Source organism: Glycomyces sp. NPDC021274, assembly GCF_040641195.1.
Lineage (GTDB): Bacteria > Actinomycetota > Actinomycetes > Mycobacteriales > Micromonosporaceae > Glycomyces.
The window spans coordinates 26,158-46,115 of sequence record NZ_JBFADC010000007.1 but is presented as its reverse complement, the minus strand read 5'-3'; the positions used below and the strand labels follow the sequence as shown (position 1 = coordinate 46,115).

Here is a 19,958-nt window from a genome sequence, read left to right as displayed (position 1 = left end):
TGTCAGTCGGCGCTTTCCCGCGGCGCGTCGAAATCGGCGGACCAGAAGCGCTGCAGCATGTGCCAGTCGGCGGGGTGGGCGCGGATGCCCTCCTCGAAGGCCTCGGCCATCCGCTGGGTCGCGCCGGCGACGCGCTCGCGGAAGGACCCGGAGCCGAGGTCGACCGGCCCCGAGATATGGCAGACGGCGCGGTCGTCCTCGTAGTGGATGGCGGCGGTGAACAGCTCCACCTTGTTGCGGATGGCCAGCAGGGCAGGGCCGGTGGGGAAGGTGGTGGCCTCGCCGAAGAACTTCACCTCGGTGCCCCCGCGCCCGAGGTCGCGGTCGGCGACGAGCGCGACCACGTGCCCGGCGTCGAGTGCTTCACCAAGGGCCGCTTGCGGATTGCGGTCGCCGCCGGAGGTCGGGATGATCTGCATGCCGAGGGACTCGCGGTACTCCAGGAAGCGCCGGTAGACCCCTTCGGGCTTCAACCGCTCGGCGACGGTGGTGAGCCGGTCCTTCGCGACCGCGCCGACCCAGGCGCCCGCGAAGTCCCAGTTCCCGCTGTGCGGCAGCGCCACGATCGAGCCCAGGCCCTGCCGGGCGCGCTCGTGGACCGGCTCGTAGCCGTTCATCTCGAACTTCCGCTCGAGCTGCGCGGTGCTCATCGACGGGAGCCGGAACGCCTCCAGCCAGTACCGGGCGTACGAGCGCATCGCCTGGCGCATCAGCGCCTCGTCCGGTTCGCCGTCGACGACGCGGGCGAGGTTCTTGCGCAGCTGGCGCACGCCCCGGCCGTTCTTGCGCAGGGCCCGGTCGGCGAAGCGGTTCCCCAGAGCGCGCGCGGCGCCCTCGGGGAGGAGCCGCACGCCGCGCCAGGCGGCCAGGTAGGCCAGCTCGGTGAGGCGCTCAGACATCGACGCGCCCCTCACTCGCGGCGAGCACCGCGCGGGCGTGGAACAGGCGCTGCACCACGGTGATCGAAGCGAGCACGGCCAGCAGGCCCATGCCGGCCTCCAGCGCCCACGGCACGCCCAGGACCTCGGCGAGCACCGCGGCGGCGGCGATGATGAGCCGCTCGGGGCGCTCGGCGATGCCCACATTGCATTCGGCGCCGAGCGACTCGGCGCGCGCCCGCACGTACGAGACCATCTGCGAGGCGATGAGCGCCCACAGCGCGAGCGCGCCGCCCAGGCCCCGGTCCTCCGCGAGGAGGAAGTAGGCCAGGCCCGCGAAGATCGCGCCGTCCGCCAAGCGGTCGCAAGTGGAGTCGAGGAGCGCGCCGAAGCGGCTGGCGGTGCCCTTGACGCGGGCGATCGCGCCGTCGAGCATGTCGGTGAGGACGGAGGCCGCGACCACGAGGAGGCCCGCCAGCAGGTGGCCGGGCGCGAGCAGCAGCACTGAGGCGCCGACGACCACGGCGGTGCCCGCCACGGTGACGGCGTTGGCGGACACGCCTGCGCGGATGAGGACCTTCGCGGCGGCGTCGACGTAACGGCGTACGCCCGCTCGGCCGGAGGTCCGAAGGAACTTCGCCATGGTCTCCTGTTTTCTGGGCGGGCCCGGGTGGGTGTTCGGGCGGCGTGGGTGCGGTGCCCGCCCCCGATCGGGCCGGGAGGGGCGCTGTCTTGACTCTAACGGGGTCCGGCCGGTCACACCCGCTCCCATGCGGCCGCGAGGTCCGCACGGGTGTCCTTCAGCAGCTGCGGGAGGGTCTTGGTGCGGCCGATGATCGGCATGAAGTTCGCGTCCCCGCCCCAGCGGGGGACGATGTGCTGGTGCAGGTGCCCGGCGATGCCTGCGCCCGCGACCTGGCCCTGGTTCATGCCGATGTTGAACCCGTGCGCGCCCATCACGGCGCGCAGCACGGCCATGGCGTGCTGGGTGAGCGCGCCCATCTCGGCGATCTCGTCGGCGTCGAGGTCGGTGTAGTCGGGGACGTGCCGGAAGGGCACGACCATGAGGTGGCCGTTGTTGTACGGGTACTTGTTCACGACCACGTACATGTGCACGGCGCGGGCGACGATGTTGCCGTCCGCGTCGTCGAGCTTCGGGATCTCGCAGAACGGGCAGCCCTCCACGTCCGCGTCGTCGCCCGTGGGCTTGCCTTCGCCTTGGATGTAGGACATGCGGTGCGGGGTCCACAGCCGCTCGTACCCGTCGGGGACGCCGACGCCTTCGCCTTCGCGCTCTTCCACGGAACGATCCTAGGCCACTGCGCGAGCGAGCCGGAAACCCGACGAAAACACCGTGACACGCCGTGTCGGTTAAGCTCCGGACGTGACGTTGCCCCAGCTGTACCTCGTAGTGCTGATCGGCTGCGTCACCGTGCTGCTCTCCATCGCGGCCCTGCGTGCGACACAGCGGCTCGGACTCCCCGCGCTGCTGGTGTTCCTCGGCGCGGGCCTGGTCCTCGGCGAGGACGGCGTGGGCATCCCGTTCGAGGACTTCGCCCTCGCCCAGGCGCTCGGCACGTTCGCGTTGGCGCTCATCCTCATCGAGGGCGGCCTCTCGACGCGCTGGCAGGCGATCGCCAAGCAGGTGGCGCCGGCCGGGATGCTCGCGACCGTGGGCATCGGCGTCTCGGTCACGGTGACCGCGCTCGGCGCCCACTTCCTGCTCGGCTTCGACTGGCAGCTCTCGCTCACGATCGGCGCGGTCGTCGCCTCGACCGACGCGGCGGCGGTCTTCTCCGTGCTCCGCGGCATCGGCCTGCCCAAGCGGCTCAGCGGCACCCTCGAGGCCGAGTCGGGTTTCAACGACGCGCCCGCGGTGATCCTGGTGCTCGCGTTCTCGGCCGCGGCGGGCATCCCGGACCCGGCGCACCTGCTGGGCGTGCTGGTGTGGGAGCTCGCGGCAGGCTCGCTCATCGGCGTCGCGGTCGGCTTCGGCGGGGCGTGGCTCCTGCGGCGCTTGGCACTGCCGGTCTCGGGCCTCTACCCGCTGGCGGTCTTCAGCCTCGGCCTCGCGGCGTTCGCGGCGGCCGGGACCCTGCACGCCTCCGGCTTCATCGCGGCCTACCTGGCGGCGCTCGTCCTCGGCAACTCCCATCTGCCGCACCGCGCGGCTACGCAGTCGTTCGCGACGGGCCTGGGCTGGATGGCGCAGCTCGGCATGTTCGTCATGCTCGGCCTGCTCGCCTCGCCCTCGAACCTGCTCGACGCGATCGTGCCGGGCCTGGTGCTCGGCGTGGTGCTGACTCTGGTGGCGCGGCCCCTCGCGGTGTGGCTCTCGCTGCTGCCCTTCAAGTTCGCGCTGAAGGAACAGGTGCTCCTGTCCTGGGCGGGCCTGCGCGGGGCCATCCCGATCGTCCTGGCGACCATTCCGCATGCCGCGAACCTGCCTGGCGCGCAGCAGCTCTGGGACATCGTGTTCGTGCTCGTGGTGGTCTTCACCCTGCTCCAGGGGCCGACCCTGCCGTGGGTGGCCAGGAAGCTGGGCCTCTCGCAGGAGCGGGTCGTCCAGGAGGTGGAGATCGAGACGGCGCCGCTCGACGCCGTGGACGGCGAGGTCCTGACGGTCACCGTGCAGAAGGGCTCGGGCCTGGCCGGCATCAGGATCTTCGAGCTGCGGCTGCCGGAAGGCAGCGCCATCGCCGGAGTCGTCAGAGGCGACCGGCTGTTCGTCCCCGCCAAGGCCGACCGCCTTCGTTCGAGCGACCAACTCCTCGTCGTCACCACCCCGACCCTGCGCGAGGCCACCGAACAGCGCCTAACAGCATTGGCCAGGGCCGGAAGGCTCGCCCGCTGGCTCGGAGAAACCGGCAAAGACTTACATGTGGGACGATAGGTTGCATGAAACGAGTGACCGCACGGTTTCCCGAGGAGCTTTGGCAAGAGGTCGGTGAGCTCGCCAAGGCCCTCGGGATCTCAAAATCCGAGTACGCGCGCCAAGCGCTCACGAAAGCCGTCGAACGCACCGAACAACGGGCCGAACCCTTCGCCGATCAGGCGACCCGCCAGGAATGATCGCCGATCGTCGCCACGGTCTCGACCTTGCCGCCGAGCGCCGCAACATACGCACGGTAGTTCTCGATGCCCGAGATCTCGCCGGACTCGATCTTTGAGATTCTCGCCTGGGTAACCCCCAGAATGCGGGCGACCTCCGCCTGAGTCATCTGCGCGGTCTTGCGCATCTCGGCGAGCTGGTAACCACGAAGGTACGCCTGGTGCCGTTCCTTCGCCATGGCTTCCGCCGCCTCGTACTCGGCATCGCTGAGGGGGCTACTAGCCCTCAGCTCCGCCTTGAGGTCCTCCCAGTCCACGTACTTAGACATCGCCGTCCTCCGTTTCCAACGACTCAAGATGCTCGGCATACCGATCATCCGCGATGCGGATCGCCTTTCGATACCAGATTTGCCACTGTCCGGCCTTGTCGCCTGCCATCAGGAGGATCGCCGCGCGTTTCGGGTCGAAGGCGAACAGAATCCGAACCTCCGAGCGGCCCGACGAGCCTGGCCGCAGTTCCTTCATGTTGTGGTAGCGGCTGCCCTTTACCCGATCGACAAGCGGGCGCTTGGCGGTCGGACCTTCGTCGGCAAGCTGGTCGATCGCCTGCCGGATCAGGGCGGCACTCACAGGCTCGTCGGTTTCGAGCAGGCGAAGCCACGCCGCGACTTCGGGGTGAATGTTGATCTTCCATCGCACCCTCAGAACATAATGTTTTAGTCATGGCAAGCGTAGCAGCGACACGCGGTGTGCACAAGAAATTCGCCCGGTCAGGCGATGCCTGACCGGGCGTTTCGAGCGCTGAGCGGTTGGGGCCTTAGGCCTCTTCGGTTGCGGCGCTAGGGCCTTCGTTTACCCGGGACTTGACGATGTCCGCGACGTGGGCGATGGCCTCGTCGGCCGGGACGCCGTTGCGCTGGGAGCCGTCGCGGTAGCGGAACGAGACGGTGCCCGCGTTCTGGTCGTCGTCTCCGGCGATGATCATGAACGGGATCTTCTGCAGCTGGGCGTTGCGGACCTTCTTCTGCATGCGGTCGTCCGAGTGGTCGACCTCGCCGCGGATGCCCGCCGCGCGGAGCCGGGTGAAGAACGCCTCCAGGTAGTCGGCGTTCTCGTCGCGCACCGGGATGCCGACGGCCTGCACCGGGGCCAGCCACGCCGGGAACGCGCCCGCGTAGTGCTCGGTGAGCACCCCGAAGAACCGCTCGATCGAGCCGAACAGCGCCCGGTGGATCATGACCGGCTGCTTGCGGGTGCCGTCGGCCGCCGAGTACTCGAGGCCGAACCCGTTGGGCTGGTTGAAGTCCAGCTGGATGGTCGACATCTGCCAGGTGCGGCCGATCGCGTCCTTGGCCTGGACGGAGATCTTGGGACCGTAGAAGGCCGCGCCGCCCGGGTCCGGGACCAGGTCGAGACCCGACTCCTCGGCGACCTGGCGCAGGGTCGCGGTCGCGGACTCCCACACGTCGTCGTCGCCGATGAACTTGTCGGAGTCGCCCTTGGTGGAGAGCTCCAGGTAGAAGTCGTTGAGCCCGTAGTCGCGCAGCAGCTGCAGCACGAACTCCAGGAGGCTCCTGATCTCGCCAGGGGCCTGCTCCTCGGTGCAGTAGATGTGCGCGTCGTCCTGGGTCAGGCCGCGCACGCGGGTCAGGCCGTGGACCACCCCGGACTTCTCGTACCGGTACACGGTCCCGAACTCCGACAGGCGCAGCGGCAGCTCGCGGTAGGAGCGCCCGCGCGAGCGGAAGATCAGGTTGTGCATCGGGCAGTTCATGGCCTTGAGGTAGTAGTTCGCGCCCTCGAGCTCCATCGGCGGGAACATGGTGTCCGCGTAGTACGGCAGGTGGCCCGAGGTGTGGAACAGTCCCTCTTTGGTGATGTGCGGGGTGTTCACCACCTCGTAGCCGGCCTCGCGCTGGCGTTCGCGCAGGTAGGACTCCATCTCGTGCCGGATGATCGCGCCCTTGGGGTGGAACACCGGGAGCCCGGAGCCGAGCTCGTCGGGGAACGAGAAGAGGTCGAGCTGCTGCCCGAGCCTGCGGTGGTCGCGCTTCTCGGCCTCGGCGAGGCGCGCGAGGTAGTCCTTCTGATCCTGGAGGGTCGGCCAGGCGGTGCCGTAGATGCGCTGGAGCTGCGGGTTCTTCTCCGAGCCCATCCAGTACGCGGCGGCCGAGCGCATGATCTTGACCGAGCCGATGAGCTTGGTCGAGGGCAGGTGCGGGCCGCGGCAGAGGTCGCCCCAGACGCGCTCGCCGTTGCGGTCGTGGTTGTCGTACGCGGTGAGCTCGCCGCCGCCGACCTCCATGACCTCGTCGGCGTCGGTGCCCTCGCCCTTGGTCTCGATGAGCTCGAGCTTGTAGGGCTCGTTCGCGAGTTCGGCGCGGGCCTCGTCGAGGGACGCGTACTTGCGGCGGTGGAAGGTCTGCCCCTGCTTGATGATCTGGAGCATGCGCTTCTCGACGGCCTTGAGGTCGTCGGGGTTGAACGGCTCCGCGACGTCGAAGTCGTAGTAGAAGCCGTCGGTGATCGGCGGGCCGATGCCGAGCTTGGCCTCGTGCAGCTCCTGCACCGCCTGCGCCATGACGTGCGCGGCGGAGTGGCGCATGACGTTGAGCCCGTCGGGGCTGTTCAGCGGGACGGGCTCGACCTTGGTGTCGGCCTCGGGCGCCCAGGAGAGGTCGCGGAGCTGTCCTTCGGCGTCGCGGACGACGACGATCGCGTTCGGCCCGTTGCCGGGGAGGCCGGCCTCGGCCACCGCAGCAGCGCACGTGGTGCCGGCAGTCACCCACAGCGGTTCGGTCGCGTTCACGACGTCGGCTGGGTTGCTGTGGTTCGGCGCTGCGGGTGCCACGGTGCTCCTCGTTCGGTGCTGGTCATCGGAGTTTCCGATGTCGGGATAACGGGTCCATGGTAGTAGCCGCGGCGTTGTGGACTCCATCGCATTAGGTCGCGGGAGGCGTGGTGGAAATTCCTTCGGGTCCGGACTTGACCTTGGTCCTGACACCAAGGTTTACGGTCGGTACATGACCGCAGCAACCGCCACCACCTTCACGGTCGGACGACTCGCCGAAGCGGTGGGCGTCTCGACCGACGCCATCCGCCACTGGGAGCGCGAGGGCCTGTTCCCCGCGCCCGAGCGCAGCGCCGCCGGGTACCGCCGGTACGGGGCCGAGGCGCTGGACCGGGCCAGGTTCATCCGGGCGTGCCAGCGCGCGGGGCTGCGCCTGGCCGACATCGGGGACCTGCTGGCCGTGCGCGACACGGGCTCGTGCCCGTGCGAGCCGGCCGGGCAGCACCTGGAGCGGCGGATCGGCGAGATCACGGCCGAGATCGTGCGGTTGGAGGGCTTGCGGAGCCAGCTGACGGACATGCTGCGGGCGGTCGACGCGGGGAGCTGCGACGCGCCGCTCCCCGAGAACTGGTGTCCCCCGAACATCGACGATGGAGGTGAGTGCGAATGATGATGACCGATGAATGCTGCACCTGCTGCAACGACAGTGCGTGCCAGTGCGCCGGTGAGGCGTGCTGCCACGGCTGCTGCGAGAAGTAGCGGCCAAGGAATGGAAAGCCGCGCTCGCCGCGGTCCCGGTTCGGGGCCGCGGCGAGCGCGTTTTTCGGCGTGTCACGGAGGGTCTTCGCAAATCGGGCGTCCCGAGGCGCCCCCGAGTCAAGGGTCGCAGCCGGGGCCGACACGTCGCCGATCGTCTGGGCGCGTCTCGGCGGTTCTGCGCGTATCGGACATTCGGTGGGCCCCCGAACTCAAGGGTTCCCGAGGGGTCCGACAGGCCCGGCCGACCGGACCCCGGACCGCTGCTTATTTCACCGTGAGGACGATCTTGCCGAAGTGGCCGCCCGCGCCCATGAGGCGGTGGGCTTCTGCCGCTTCGGTGAGCGGCATGCGGGTGGTGACGACCGGTTCGATCTCGCCGGAGTCGAGGGCGGGCCAGACGTGTTCGAAGGCTTCGGCGAGGATCTGGCGGCGCTGTTCGAGCGGGCGCGCCCTGAGGGTGGTGCCGGTGATGTGGGCGCGTTTGGCGAGGAGGCCGCCGAGGTGGATCTGGGCGGCGGTGCCCTGCTGCAGGCCGATGATCGCGAGGCGTCCGTCCTGGGCGAGGGCCTTGAGGTTCGGCTCGAAGTAGGCGGCGCCGATGACGTCGAGGATGGCGTCTGCGCCGCCGGCTTCCATGGCGAGCGCGGCGAAGTCCTCGCTGCGGTAGTCGATGACCCGGTCGGCCCCGAGTGCCTGCAGCCGCTGGGTCCATTCGGCGCGTGCGGTCGTCCAGGTCTCGGCGGCGGCGAGCTTCTTCGCGAACTGGATCGCGAAGGTGCCGATGCCGCCCGCGCCGCCGTGCACGAGGACGCGGCGCTTGCGGTCGGCGTCCGCGGTGAGGAGGTATCCGAGGTTGGAGTAGACGGTGGCGGCGACTTCGGGCAGTCCGGCGGCGTCGACGAGGGTGACGTTCTCGGGCTTGGGGAGCACGAGTCCGGCGTCGACGGTGACGTACTGGGCGTAGCCGCCGCCGGGGAGGAGCGCGCAGACCTCGGCGCCGAGGAACGAGGCGTTGTCGTCGCTGCCGACGTGGACGATCGTGCCGGAGACTTCGAGGCCCGGCCAGGCGGGCGCACCGGGCGGGCTCGGATAGTGGCCGGCGACTTGGAGGAGGTCGGCGCGGTTGACGCCGGCGGCGGCGACCTCGATGAGGACTTCATCGGGGCCGGGCGCGGGCTCGGACACCTGGGCGGCGGTGAGGCGGCCGTCGGCGACGGTCATGGCAAGCATCTCCGCATAGTATGACCCGGGTCGGAGCCCCCGGCGTGATACCCGTCAGTACGTCACGTTAGTCCCGTTTGGATCGGCGAGATCCTTTGTGCTGCAAGGAATCAGGGATTTTCGCTCGAGTGTCCAGGGAAGAGGTGCGCTTCGGGGTCGATCGCGACCGCGGCGTTGTTCACCGCCGTGGCGGCCTCGCCGAAGCCGGTGGCGATGAGCTTGACCTTGCCCGGGTACGCGGCGATGTCGCCGGCGGCGTAGACGCGCGGCAGGTTGGTGGCCATCGTGGAGTCCACCGCGATGGTGCGGCGGTCGAGTTCGAGGCCCCACTCCCCCAGCGGCCCGAGGTCGGCGGTGAAGCCGAGGGCCGCCACGATCGCGTCGGCAGGGAGCTCCCGCGCCCCTTCGTCCTTCACCTCCACGGTGACCCCGCTGACCGCCTCGGTGCCGTGCACGGCGGTCACCTGCGCGTTGACGAGCACCGGCACGCCGAGGTCCCGCACGCGATCCACGGTGGCCTGGTGGGCGCGGAACTTCTCGCGGCGGTGCACGATCGTGATGCTGCCGGCGATGCCGTGCAGAGCGATCGCCCAGTCGAACGCGGAGTCGCCGCCGCCCACGATCACCACGTCCTGCCCGGCGTGGGCGGCGAGTTCGGGGACGAAGTAGACGATGCCCGCGCCGTGGAAGTCGGCGGCCGCGGGCAGGGGCCGGGGCGCGAAGCTGCCGAGCCCGCCGGTGATGAGCACGGCCTGCGCCTCGACCTGCCGGCCCGCGGCGCCGTCCTCAGGGGCGAGTTCCAGCACCGGGATGCCGTCGCGGTGCTCGAGCCGGCTCGCCTGGCGGCCGAGGAGGTACTGCGGCGCGAACGGGGCGGCCTGGCGCAGCAGATTGGCGACGAGGTCGCGGCCCTTGATCGAGGGGAATCCGGCGACGTCGAGGATCTGCTTCTCGGGGTACATGGCCGTGATCTGGCCGCCCGCTTCGGGAAGCGCGTCGATGACCGCGGTCCGCAGGCCGCGGAAGCCCGCGTAGTAGGCCGCGAAGAGACCCGTGGGGCCGGCGCCGACGATCGCGAGGTCGACGGTGAGGACTGGCATGGACGATCACCGACTCCGTTGTAGGGACACGTCTCGACATCCTAGCCAGGCGACGGGCCCCGTGGGGCTTCGCGGCGGCCGGCCGCCGCGAAGCCCCTTCGGTTCAGGCCGTGCGGAACGGGCCGGTCACCTCGAAGGTGATGCCGCCCGAGCTGGAGCCGGTGGTGCCCCGCTGGGACGAGAAGTAGAGCCGGTTCCCGGCGGGGTTGAAGGCGGGGCCGCAGATCTCGGAAGCGCCGTGGCCGGAGAGGCGCAGGAACGGCGCCACGATGTCGTCGGGCGTGATGATGCAGATCTCCATGTTGCCGCCGTCCTCGGCGACGAAGAGGTCGCCGCCGGCGGCGGCGCCGGTGATGTTGTCGACGCCGGTGAGCGGCGCGCTGGAGGTCAGGTTGTCGTCGTAGGCGATCGCGATCGTGTTGTTCACCGCGTCGTAGGCCCAGACCCGGTTGTCGCCCTTGGTGGTGAAGAAGCAGACGCCGTCGGCGTAGTAGCAGCCCTCACCGCCGTTGAAGCGCTTGGTGTTCGACACCTGGTTGCGGGTGGCGGTCGGCGAGCCGTCCGGGTCGGGCACGTTCCGCCAGGTGAGCGTCCCGCTCGCTTCGGTGAGGACCTGCAGCTGCCCGGAGGCGAGGTTCCCCCAGGTGGTGGGCTTGAAGCGGTAGAACGCGCCGTCCGACACGTCCTCGGTCAGGTAGATGACGCCCCGGTCGGGGTCGCACGCGGCGGCCTCGTGCTTGAAGCGGCCCATGGCGGGCCGCTGCGTCGCGGCGTTCACGCCGAACGGGTCGGTCTCGTACACGTAGCCGCGGTCGACCTCCTCGCACGAGAGCCAGGTGTGCCAGGGGGTCGCGCCGCCGGCGCAGTTGGTGCGGGTGTTGCTGAGGATGCGGTAGGCGTCCACGATGTTCCCGGAGGCGTCGAAGCGCAGCGCGCCCGCGCCACCGCCGGTGGAGAGCTCGGCGTTGGACACGTAGATCCAGCCGTTGCCGTCGGCGAAGCACGCGCCGCCGTCGGGGGCGCCGTGCCAGGTGTAGGAGGTGCCGGGCACGGTCCGGGAGGAGCGGGCGACGATGCGGGAGGTGAAGCCCTGCGGGAGCATCACCCCGTTGGCGTCGGCGGACTGGAGCGACCCGTAGGGGCTCGGTCCGGTCTGGACGGGGTAGGCGGCGAACGAGGGGCGGGTCATGGTGAAGCCGAAGGCGACGGAGCCGGTGCCGACCACGGCGGCTCGCAGTACGTTGCGTCGGTGCATGAGCGGTTCCTTTGCGGGCGAACTGATGGGGGGGGGGATCGCTTGCCCACACACCGTAGGGAATCGGAGACGTTCGGCGTGGCAACTCGACGGGACGGATCGGTGATGTCTCGATGACCGCGACGTGAACACCCCTCCCGTTCCGGCCCCGCCGCCGGCACCGCGGGATCAGCTCGGCTCCAGCACCGCCAGCGGATTCCCCTGGGCCACAAGATCGCCCGGTCCGACGAGTACTTTCAGGACACGCCCGGACTGCGGCGAGAGGACCGGCGTCTCCATCTTCATCGCCTCCAGCACGAACAGCGTGTCGCCCGCCGCGACCTCCTGACCCGGCTCGACCAGGGCCTTCCACACCGCCGCGGCCAGCGGCGCGGCCACCACGGCCCCGCCCGGCGGCGCGGCCACGTCCTCGATCGGAGCCGCGGGCGGCTCGGCCCGCTGGCGGTCGAACTCGCCCGAGGCCTCCCAGGCGGCCCGCTCGGCGGCGAACGCCTCCGCTTGGCGCGCTTTGAAAGCCGCGATGCCGGCCGCGTTCGCGCCGAGGAAGCGCCGGTAGTCGGCGTACCGGAACTCGCCTTCGGCGGTGCGCGGCACGAAGCGGCCCGCGTCCATCTCGGCGCGCAGCTCCGCCAGCTCCTCGGTGCCGACCGGGCACCAGCGGATGCGGTCGAAGAACCGCAGCAGCCACGGCTTGCCGCCGGTGAACGGCCCGCGCTGGCGGTGGGTGTTCCAGACCTGGACGGTGCGGCCGACGAACTGGTAGCCGCCGGGGCCCTCCATGCCGTAGATGCAGAGGTAGGCGCCGCCGATGCCGACCGCGTTCTGCGGCGTCCAGGTGCGCGCCGGGTTGTACTTGGTGGTGACGAGCCGGTGCCGCGGATCGAGCGGAGTCGCCACGGGCGCACCGAGGTACACGTCGCCGAGGCCGAGCACCATGTACTCGGCGTCGAAGACCGTGCGGTACACGTCGTCCACTGTGTCCAGGCCGTTCATGCGGCGGATGAACTCGATGTTCCAAGGGCACCAGGGCGCGTCGTCGCGCACGCCGTTCATGTACCGGTCGATGGCCTCGCGGGTGGCCGGGTCGTCCCAGGAGAGCGGCAGCCAGACCTCGCGGCTGGGCACGGCGAGCGCTTCGGTGGACGGCAGCGTGGACTCGATGTCGGTCAGCGCCTCGACGAGCGCGGACTGGCCGATCCGGGCCGGGTCGAAGTGCACCTGGAGGCTGCGCACGCCCGGGGTGAGGTCGAGCAGCACGTCGTCGTCGCCCAGGCGGGAGACGACGGCTTCGGCGAGGGCGTGCACGCGCATCCGCAGTGCCAGGTCGAGCAGGTTGGGGCCGTACTCGATCAGCACGTTGTCGTCGCCGGAGCGGCGGTATGCCACCGCCGGCGCGTCGGGCCGGGCCGGGAGCCGCTCCAGGACGCCGCCGTCCGCGACCGCAGCGCGGTCGGGGGCCGGGGCTAGCGCGGGCCCCCGCCGGGCGGCCGGGACGCCCGCGTCGCTGACAGGGACGAAGCGCACGGTGTCGCCGGGCCGCAGCTGCCCGAGCCGCCAGCGGTGCGCCGCGATCACCGTTGCGGGGCAGACGAACCCGCCGAGGCTCGGCCCGTCGGGGCCGAGCACCACGGGCATGTCGCCGGTGAAGTCGACCGCGCCGATCGCGTACGCGTTGTCGTGGATGTTCGAGGGGTGGAGCCCGGCCTCGCCGCCGTCGGGGCGGGCCCAGCGCGGTTTCGGTCCGGTGAGGCGCACCCCGGTGCGGGCGGAGTTGAAGTGCACTTCCCAACGGGCGCTGTAGAAGTCGTCCATGTCCTCGCGGGTGAAGAACTCGGGGGCGGCGTGCGGGCCCTCCACCACGGGGAGTTCCCAGAGGTTCGCGAACTGCGGCCGGTCCGCTGCGGGCACCGGCGTGGGCGACCGGGATCCGGTGGGGGCGGCGCGGAGCACGTCGCCCGGTTTGAGCGCGCCTCCGGTGAGGCCGCCGATCTCGCCGAGGGTGAAGGTGGCGGCCGAGCCGAGGTAGTGCGGCACGTCGAGGCCGCCGTGCACGAGCAGGTAGGTGCGGATGCCGACGTGCTCGGGCGCGCCGATCGCGAGCGCGGCCCCGGCGGGGACGGTGAACGGTTCCCATTGCGGCGCAGGCGCACCGTCCAGGGTCACCGGAGCGGGCGCGCCGGTGACGCACACGGTGGTGTCGTGGCTGAACCGCAGGATCGGCCCCTGCGCGACGCATTCGAGGCCCGGGGCGCCTTCGGGGTTGCCGAGGGCACGGTTGCCGAGCCGGAACGACAGGTCGTCCATCGGGCCCGAGGGCGGCAGGCCCACCTGCCAGTAGCCGGTGCGGCCGGGCCAGTCCTGGACGGTCGTCTGCGTCCCGGCGGTGAGGACGTCGATGCGGGGGCGCGGGTCGCGCACGTCGGCGAGGGTCGCGGTGGTGTGGCGGGCGGCCGTGAACTCGGGGTGGGCGAGTGCGGCGGCGAGCTGGCCCTGGTTGGTCTCGACACCGGCGATCCGCAGCTCCCCCAAGGCGCTCGCAGCGATGGCGATGGCGTCGGCGCGGGTGGGGCCGTGGCTGATGACCTTGGCGATCATCGGGTCGTAGTGGGGGCCGACCTCGGCTCCGGCCTCGATCCACGTGTCGACGCGGACGTGCGCGGGCAGCGTGAGGTGGGTGACGGTGCCGGTGGAGGGCCGGTGGCCCTGGGCGGGGTCCTCGGCGTACAGGCGGGTCTGCACGGCGTGGCCGCCGGCGCGCAACGGCTGCCGCATCGGCGATGCGTCGCCTTGGGCGAGGCGGAGCATCCACTCCACCAGGTCCACGCCGTAGACCGCTTCCGTGACGGGGTGCTCGACCTGGAGGCGGGTGTTCACCTCGAGGAACGCGACCTCGTCGCGTTCGGTGTCGTAGAGGAACTCGACGGTGCCCGCGGACCGGTAGCGCACGTCGGCGCAGAGCCTTTGCGCCGCTTGCTGATAGCGCTCGCTCAGGTGGTCCGGGACGTCGGGCGCGGGGGCCTCTTCGATCACCTTCTGGTTGCGGCGCTGGAGGGTGCAGTCGCGGTCGCCGAGGACGGTGACCGCGCCGAGGCCGTCGCCGAAGACCTGCGCCTCGACGTGGCGGGCGCGGCGCACGAGCCGTTCCAGGAAGATCCCGGCGTCGCCGAAACCGCTCTCGGCGAGGCGCTTGACGCTGCCCCAGGCCTCGCGCAGCTCGGCGGGGTTCGCGGCGGGGCGCATCCCGATGCCGCCGCCGCCTCCGGTCGCCTTGAGCATCACGGGGTAGCCGATCCGCTCGGCCTCGGCGAGGGCGTGCGCCGCGTCGTCCAGGAGGCCGGTCCCGGCCAGCAGCGGGACACCGGCGGCTTCGGCGGCGTCCCGCGCGGTGTGCTTGGCGCCGAACAGCTCCAGGTGCTCGGGGGCGGGCCCGACGAAGGCGATCCCGGCGTCCTCGACCGCCCGCGCGAACGCGGCGTTCTCGGAGAGGAACCCGTACCCGGGGTGGATCGCGCCCGCGCCGGTCGCGGCGGCGGCCTCGAGGATCGTCTCGGACCGCAGGTAGGAGTCGGCGGGGGCCGGGCCGCCGATGCGCACCGCGGTGTCGGCGGCGTCCACGTGGGCCGCGGCCCGGTCGGCGTCGGAGTAGACGGCCACGGTCCGCAGGCCCATGCGCTTGGCGGTGGCGATGACGCGCACGGCGATCTCGCCTCGGTTGGCGACGAGCAGGGTGTCGAAGGCCACGTCAGGACTCCACTCTCGACGAAGCTTGCGAGTCCTCGATCGGCGCGGTGACGGTGACGCGGATCGAAGTCGGGTTGAACGCGTTGCAGGGGTTGTTGATCTGGGGGCAGTTCGAGATGAGGGCGATGACGTCCCGCTCGGCGCGGAGGGCGACTTCCAGGCCGGGCGCGGAGATGCCGTCCACGATGCCGAGGCAGCCGTCGTCCTCGACGGGCACGTTCATGAACCAGTTGATGTTGCCGGTCATGTCGCGCTTGCCCAGGCCCCATTTGGCGCCCTCGTGGAGGAAGTTCTCCACGCACGCGTGCTGGGCCCAGGTCTGGTGGCCGTAGCGGAGGGTGTTGGACTCCTTGGAGCACGCGCCGCCGATGGTGTCGTGGCGGCCGCAGTTGTCGGCGGTCACTGTCGCAAGGGGACGGTGCTCGACGTCGCGCAGGACCGAGCCGGTGGTGAGGAACAGCGCTCCGGCGGCCGCGATGGTGTTCTGGGCGCTGTAGCGCAGGGTGGTGTCGGCGGCGTCGAAGAGGAGGAAGTCGACGGCCTGGTTGCCTTCGAGGTCGGTGATCCGGAGGGTCTGCCCGGCGGCGACGAGGCCGGACCAGGGCCCGCGCGGGCCCACGAGGTGCTCGTGTGCGGCGGTCATGCGGCGGCTCCGATCCGGGCGGCGGTGTTGGCGAGGGCGCGGCGGCCCTCGGGGGTGGCGTCCCAGCGGGCGTCGCCGGGTGCGGTGGGGCGCTCGCGCCAGGCGAGGACCCGGACCGGGGTGGCGGTATAGGCCTCGCGCGGGTCGAGCGGGTGCGGGGTGTTGGCGAGCATGACCAGGAGCGGGGCCTCGGCGAGGAGGCGCACCCGGCGGCCGGGCCCGGCGCCGCCCAGCCAGTGCAGGCGGCCCTCGGCGTCCGCCTTGAGGCCCTTGAAGAGCGCGATGGTCTGCGGCAGGTCGCGGGCGGTGAGGTCGTGCTTGGCGGCGGCCAGTTTGAGCAGTTCGCGGGCTGCCGGGGTCGGGCCCCACGGGGTGCCGTCGCCGTAGCGCTCCTCGTGCTGCGCGGCCGTGGGCGCGCCGCAGAACGCGTCGTGGCGGCCGGACTCGTCGAGGACCAGGCTCGCCAGCGCGCGGCCCTGGTCGGAGAGGAGGAGGCTGCCTTGGCCGAGGTAGGCGTTCCACTGGACCTTGAGGGTGTCGGGGACGCAGAGGCGTTCCCAGGGGGTGCCGGCCCAGGCGAGGGCGAGGTGGACGCAGGCGTCGCCGTCGAGGTCGGTGAGTTCGACCATGGTGCCGGGGGCGATGACCTGGTGGGCGTAGCCGCCGGCGCCGACGGTCTCGGCCCAGAGGAGCGCTTCGGGGTCGATGCCCGCGGGGGTGTCGGGGTGGGCGGTGGCGGGGATCCAGGCGCGTTCGGTGGCCGTGGCGGCGGCCTCTTGGGCGCGGGCGTGGTCGCGGGCGGCGTAGGTGCTGCCGGTGGCCGATGGTTCGGCTTGCGGTTCAGGGGTTTCGGTCATGGCGGCCTCCGCTCCGATCAATTTCTGTCGACTGACAGAAATTAACGCCGCGAGTGTTCGGAGCGGTGACCTCCGCGTTTCGGCTTCGTTGCATGGCGCGCACAACCGCTTGGGCGCGTGCGGGTCCGGGGCGCGAAGGCTCCCGCGAACGGTCGTTCGCGGGAGCCTTCCGGGTGATCAGGCCTGCGCGGCCACCGGTTCGCGCACGAGGTCGGGCGCGGGCGCGGCGGCCCGGTAGGCCTTGGCCGGGCGCAGCAGCGCGGCCGCGATGTAGGCCGAGGTGCCGGCGAGGAACGCGATGAAGGTGGTCCAGCCGTCGAAGGACGCGGTGACCACGTCGTTCTCGATGTACAGGAGGTCGTTCGGGACGCCGTACACCGTCGGGGTGACGACGAAGAACGCGAGGCGGACGGTGAAGCCCACCGCGATCGCGGCGGCTGCGGCGACCGCACCGCCGCGCTTCCACCAGAGCCCCAGGGCGAACGGCACGACCAGGCCCGCGAGCATGAGGTCGAACGCGAGGGTCAGGAGGATGCCGGTCTGCGGCACGCGCACCGCCACGAGGACGGCGAGACCCACGATCGGGAACATCGCGATCCGGCTGGCCCGCAGCAGCGGATCCTTGCCGGCGCCGAAGACCTTCAGCTCGGGGAGCTTGCCGCCGTCGGTTTCGCGGATGCCCGCGATGTTGCGGGCGGCCACGGCGCCGGTGCCGAGGATCGCGCCGTTCGCGGTCGAGCAGGAGGCGGCCACGACGGCGGCGAGCACCAGCATGGCCAGCCAGGCCGGAGCGTGGTCCTCCAGCAGTGTGAAGAGGACCGCGGAGCCGGCGTCGGGGCCCACGATGTCGACCGCGGAGAGGGCCACGAAGCTGAAGGGGATGCCGATGAGAAGGGTCCCTGCCGCGCCGAGGAAGCAGGCCCGGCGGGCGACCGAGGGGCTCTTGGCGGAGAAGATCCGCTGCATGAAGTCGATGGCCACGATGTCGCCGACGCCCAGGGCGATGAGGGTGGCCCAGTTGACGGGCGCGCCTTGGGCCGGGTCGGTCAGCTGGCCGAGGTCGAAGGCGCCCATGCCTTCCGGCACCGTGATCCCGTGCGTGACGGCGACCCACGTGAACAGGCAGGCGGTGCCGATGATGGTGATGACCATCTGGGCGGCGGCGGTGTAGGAGTCGGAGAACATGCCTCCGGCCACGGTGTAGGTCATGACCACGGCGACGATGAGCAGGACGCCCAGCGTGTAGTCGATGCCGAGGAAGTGCTCGAAGAGGAACCCGCCCGCGACGAGGTTCCCGGCGAGGAGCAGCACGTACGCGGCGATCATCGCGACCGAGGCGGCCAGTTCGATCCGGCGGCCGTACCGGCGGGCGTACCAGTCGGGGAGGGTGAGGAGCTTGGCGGCGTTCATGCGGCGGGCGAAGAACAGGCCGGTCAGGAGCAGGCACAGGGCGAGCCCGATGGGGAGGCTGGCGCCGGCCCAGAAGCCGAAGCCGTAGGCGAGGTCCGTGTTGCCGAGGGTGGCGTTGGCGTCGACCGCCTGGGCCATGAGCCCGGCGGCGACGAGCGGGATGCCGAGCGTGCGGCCCGCGACGAGGTAGCGGCCGGAGTCGCCGTCCACCTTCTTGGCGACGACGAGGCCGATGACCAGGACGACGACGATTGAGAGCCCTACACCGAGGAGTATCATCGGGCACCTTCCGAGTTGATTTCTATCAGTCGATAGAAATCAACCGCCCGGGTATTTCGATCAGTTGACAGCAACCGTTTCGCGGGCATGAACACCCCCGCACAACGGCAACACGCGAATGCGGGACCCGCACCGCGAACCGCGCTCGCCGACCGGATCAGAAGCCCGCGAACTAGACTGGTGCGCGCACACAGGACAGGAAGGCGTACCGATGCCCACCGCAGCGAAGGAGTCCCCGGCGGACCGGCCCAAGCGGCGGGTCGGCCGCCCCAGGGCCGTCCCGGAGCCCGGCGATGGCACCGCGCACGCCGCCGACCCCCGCGACCAGCTCCTCGCCGCCGCGGCCGAGCTCTTCACGGTCCAGGGCTACACCGCCACCTCCACGCGCGCCATCGCCGCCAGCGCCGGGATGCGCCAGGCCAGCATGTACTACCACTTCCCCAGCAAGGAAGCGCTGCTCAGCAGCCTGCTCGAGACCACTGTCGCCCCCTCGCTCGAGTTCGCCGAATGGGCGCTGGCCGAGCAGGACGCCTCCGCGGAGGCGCGGCTGTGGGCGCTGGCCCGCATCGACACCGCGCAGCTCGCCGGGGCCCGCTACAACCTCGGCGCGCTCTACCTGCTGCCCGAGGTGCGGCAGGAGGTCTTCGCGCCGTTCCGCGAGATGCGCGAGCGCCTGCGCGAGTCCTACCGCGAACTGCTCGGCCGCACCGGCGCGGCCCGCGACTACCCGCCCGGCGGCCTCGCCCAGCGCGCGCACCTCGTCTTCGGCCTGGTCGAGGGCGTGATCCTGGCCCGCCTCGAGCACACTTCCGTCGTCGACCCGGTCGCCTACTCGGCCGGCGTCGCCGACGGGGTGCTGCGCCTGGCCGAGTGCGGCGACTTCGCCGCCGCCCGCGTCCAGGGCCTGCGGCTGTGCGCCGACTGGATCGACCGCTCCGAGCACCTCCCGAGTACGACAGTGAAGGACCGCGCATGACGAGCACCGCCGGCAAGACCGCCCTGATCACCGGGATCACCGGGCAGGACGGCTCGTACCTCGCCGAGCTGCTGCTCGCCAAGGGCTACACGGTCCACGGGATCGTCCGGCACGCGTCGTCCCTCATCGCCAACACCTCGCGGCTCGAAGCGGTCTACCAGGACCCGCACGAGACCGAGCGAAAGCTCTTCCTGCACAAGGGCGACCTGACGGACGCGGGCATGATGGTGAACCTCGTGCGGGACGTGCGCCCCGACGAGATCTACAACCTCGCCGCCCAGAGCCACGTGCGCGTCAGCTTCGACCTGCCCGAGTACACGGCGAACGTGACCGCGCTCGGCGCGATCCGGCTGCTGGAGGCCGTGCGCGCCAGCGGCATCGACACCCGGATCTACCAGGCGTCCACTTCGGAGATGTTCGGCACCGCCGCGCCCCCGCAGGACGAGTCCACGCCCTTCCACCCGCGCAGCCCCTACGGGGTCGCGAAGGTCTACGCGCACTGGGCCACCGTGAACTACCGCGAGTCCTACGGCATGTTCGCCGTCAACGGCATCGCCTTCAACCACGAGAGCCCGCGCCGCGGCGAGACGTTCGTGACCCGCAAGATCACGCGCGCGGTGGCCCGGATCGCGGCGGGCCTGGAGCGGAAGGTCTTCCTGGGGAACATGGACGCCGTGCGCGACTGGGGCTACGCCCCCGAGTACGTCGAGGCGATGTGGCTCATGCTCCAGCACGACGAGCCGGTCGACTACGTGCTCGCCACCGGCAGGCCCGCGACGGTGCGCGAGTTCGCCGAGGCCGCGTTCGGCCACGCCGGGCTCGACTGGCGCGACCACATCGAGCACGACGCGCGCTACGAGCGCCCGGCGGAGGTTCCGGCGCTCATCGGCGACCCGGCCAAGATCGAGCGCGAGATCGGCTGGAAGGCCCGCGTCCACTGGGACGAGCTGGCACGGATCATGGTCGACGCCGACCGCAAGGCCCTGTGAAGTGGTTA

18 protein-coding genes are annotated in these 19,958 nt (G+C 71.2%); 5 read left to right on the top strand and 13 right to left on the bottom strand.

Features of this window, described 5'->3' with window-relative positions:
* Window positions 1-2: 2 nt before the first annotated feature.
* The 3 genes from AB0I03_RS16675 to AB0I03_RS16665 all read right to left on the bottom strand — a co-directional run bounded on the left by AB0I03_RS16675 (window position 3) and on the right by AB0I03_RS16665 (window position 2,180).
* Window positions 3-899, bottom strand: a complete 897-nt coding sequence (locus tag AB0I03_RS16675; protein ID WP_360413224.1) for a phosphatidylinositol mannoside acyltransferase — start codon at window positions 897-899, stop codon at window positions 3-5.
* Window positions 892-1,521, bottom strand: coding sequence for a phosphatidylinositol phosphate synthase (pgsA, locus tag AB0I03_RS16670; RefSeq protein WP_360413221.1), 630 nt, complete (start codon window positions 1,519-1,521; stop codon window positions 892-894). The genes AB0I03_RS16675 and pgsA overlap by 8 nt, the downstream gene beginning before the upstream one ends.
* A 113-nt stretch (window positions 1,522-1,634) precedes the next feature.
* Window positions 1,635-2,180, bottom strand: a complete 546-nt coding sequence (locus AB0I03_RS16665) for an HIT domain-containing protein (RefSeq protein ID WP_360413218.1) — start codon at window positions 2,178-2,180, stop codon at window positions 1,635-1,637.
* An 82-nt stretch (window positions 2,181-2,262) separates the two neighbouring features.
* Here AB0I03_RS16665 and AB0I03_RS16660 point away from each other — a divergent pair, with 82 nt between their 5' ends.
* Both AB0I03_RS16660 and AB0I03_RS16655 read left to right on the top strand, forming a co-directional pair.
* Window positions 2,263-3,771 (top strand): potassium/proton antiporter, encoded by a 1,509-nt coding sequence (locus tag AB0I03_RS16660; RefSeq protein WP_360413215.1) that lies wholly within the window; start codon window positions 2,263-2,265, stop codon window positions 3,769-3,771.
* Between the two features lie 5 nt (window positions 3,772-3,776).
* Window positions 3,777-3,950 carry a CopG family transcriptional regulator gene (locus AB0I03_RS16655; RefSeq protein ID WP_360413212.1) on the top strand — a complete coding sequence of 58 codons (174 nt, stop codon included), beginning with the start codon at window positions 3,777-3,779 and terminating at the stop codon, window positions 3,948-3,950.
* Here the strand turns inward: AB0I03_RS16655 and AB0I03_RS16650 are convergent.
* The 3 genes from AB0I03_RS16650 to thrS all read right to left on the bottom strand — a co-directional run bounded on the left by AB0I03_RS16650 (window position 3,929) and on the right by thrS (window position 6,780).
* Complete coding sequence (locus tag AB0I03_RS16650; RefSeq protein WP_360413209.1) at window positions 3,929-4,258, bottom strand: helix-turn-helix domain-containing protein; 330 nt, start codon at window positions 4,256-4,258, stop codon at window positions 3,929-3,931. The two genes, AB0I03_RS16655 and AB0I03_RS16650, sit on opposite strands and share 22 nt — an antisense overlap.
* A complete protein-coding gene (locus AB0I03_RS16645; RefSeq protein WP_360413206.1) occupies window positions 4,251-4,628 on the bottom strand; it encodes a type II toxin-antitoxin system RelE/ParE family toxin in 378 nt (125 codons plus the stop codon). Before AB0I03_RS16645 ends, AB0I03_RS16650 begins: the two co-directional genes overlap by 8 nt.
* Window positions 4,629-4,746: 118 nt before the next feature.
* Window positions 4,747-6,780, bottom strand: a complete 2,034-nt coding sequence (gene thrS / locus AB0I03_RS16640) for a threonine--tRNA ligase (protein ID WP_360413203.1) — start codon at window positions 6,778-6,780, stop codon at window positions 4,747-4,749.
* Window positions 6,781-6,952: 172 nt separating this feature from the next.
* Between thrS and AB0I03_RS16635 the strand changes: the two genes are divergently transcribed.
* Window positions 6,953-7,390: a MerR family transcriptional regulator gene (locus AB0I03_RS16635; RefSeq protein ID WP_360413200.1), complete on the top strand. Its 438-nt coding sequence runs from the start codon at window positions 6,953-6,955 to the stop codon at window positions 7,388-7,390.
* A gap of 353 nt (window positions 7,391-7,743) precedes the next feature.
* Here the strand turns inward: AB0I03_RS16635 and AB0I03_RS16630 are convergent, their stop codons facing one another.
* The 7 genes from AB0I03_RS16630 to AB0I03_RS16600 form a co-directional block, all read right to left on the bottom strand.
* Window positions 7,744-8,709, bottom strand: a complete 966-nt coding sequence (locus AB0I03_RS16630; RefSeq protein ID WP_360413197.1) for an NAD(P)H-quinone oxidoreductase — start codon at window positions 8,707-8,709, stop codon at window positions 7,744-7,746.
* Between the two features lie 101 nt (window positions 8,710-8,810).
* A complete protein-coding gene (locus AB0I03_RS16625; protein WP_360413194.1) occupies window positions 8,811-9,800 on the bottom strand; it encodes an NAD(P)/FAD-dependent oxidoreductase in 990 nt (329 codons plus the stop codon).
* A gap of 103 nt (window positions 9,801-9,903) precedes the next feature.
* Window positions 9,904-11,055: an alkaline phosphatase PhoX gene (locus AB0I03_RS16620; RefSeq protein WP_360413191.1), complete on the bottom strand. Its 1,152-nt coding sequence runs from the start codon at window positions 11,053-11,055 to the stop codon at window positions 9,904-9,906.
* 168 nt (window positions 11,056-11,223) lie between these two features.
* A complete protein-coding gene (gene uca, locus AB0I03_RS16615; RefSeq protein WP_360413188.1) occupies window positions 11,224-14,796 on the bottom strand; it encodes an urea carboxylase in 3,573 nt (1,190 codons plus the stop codon).
* A gap of 1 nt (window position 14,797) precedes the next feature.
* Window positions 14,798-15,439: an urea amidolyase associated protein UAAP2 gene (locus AB0I03_RS16610; RefSeq protein ID WP_360413185.1), complete on the bottom strand. Its 642-nt coding sequence runs from the start codon at window positions 15,437-15,439 to the stop codon at window positions 14,798-14,800.
* Window positions 15,436-16,296, bottom strand: coding sequence for an urea amidolyase associated protein UAAP1 (locus AB0I03_RS16605; protein ID WP_360413182.1), 861 nt, complete (start codon window positions 16,294-16,296; stop codon window positions 15,436-15,438). Before AB0I03_RS16605 ends, AB0I03_RS16610 begins: the two co-directional genes overlap by 4 nt.
* Window positions 16,297-16,473: 177 nt before the next feature.
* Window positions 16,474-17,985 carry a sodium:solute symporter family protein gene (locus tag AB0I03_RS16600; RefSeq protein ID WP_360413179.1) on the bottom strand — a complete coding sequence of 504 codons (1,512 nt, stop codon included), beginning with the start codon at window positions 17,983-17,985 and terminating at the stop codon, window positions 16,474-16,476.
* Window positions 17,986-18,196: 211 nt separating this feature from the next.
* On the opposite strand from AB0I03_RS16600, the gene AB0I03_RS16595 reads away from it, so the two are divergent.
* A complete protein-coding gene (locus AB0I03_RS16595) occupies window positions 18,197-18,961 on the top strand; it encodes a helix-turn-helix domain-containing protein (protein ID WP_360413176.1) in 765 nt (254 codons plus the stop codon).
* The gene (gene gmd / locus AB0I03_RS16590; RefSeq protein ID WP_360413173.1) at window positions 18,958-19,950 is read left to right on the top strand and encodes a GDP-mannose 4,6-dehydratase; all 993 of its coding nucleotides are present in this window, start codon (window positions 18,958-18,960) and stop codon (window positions 19,948-19,950) included. Before AB0I03_RS16595 ends, gmd begins: the two co-directional genes overlap by 4 nt.
* The last annotated feature ends 8 nt before the right edge of the window (window positions 19,951-19,958 follow it).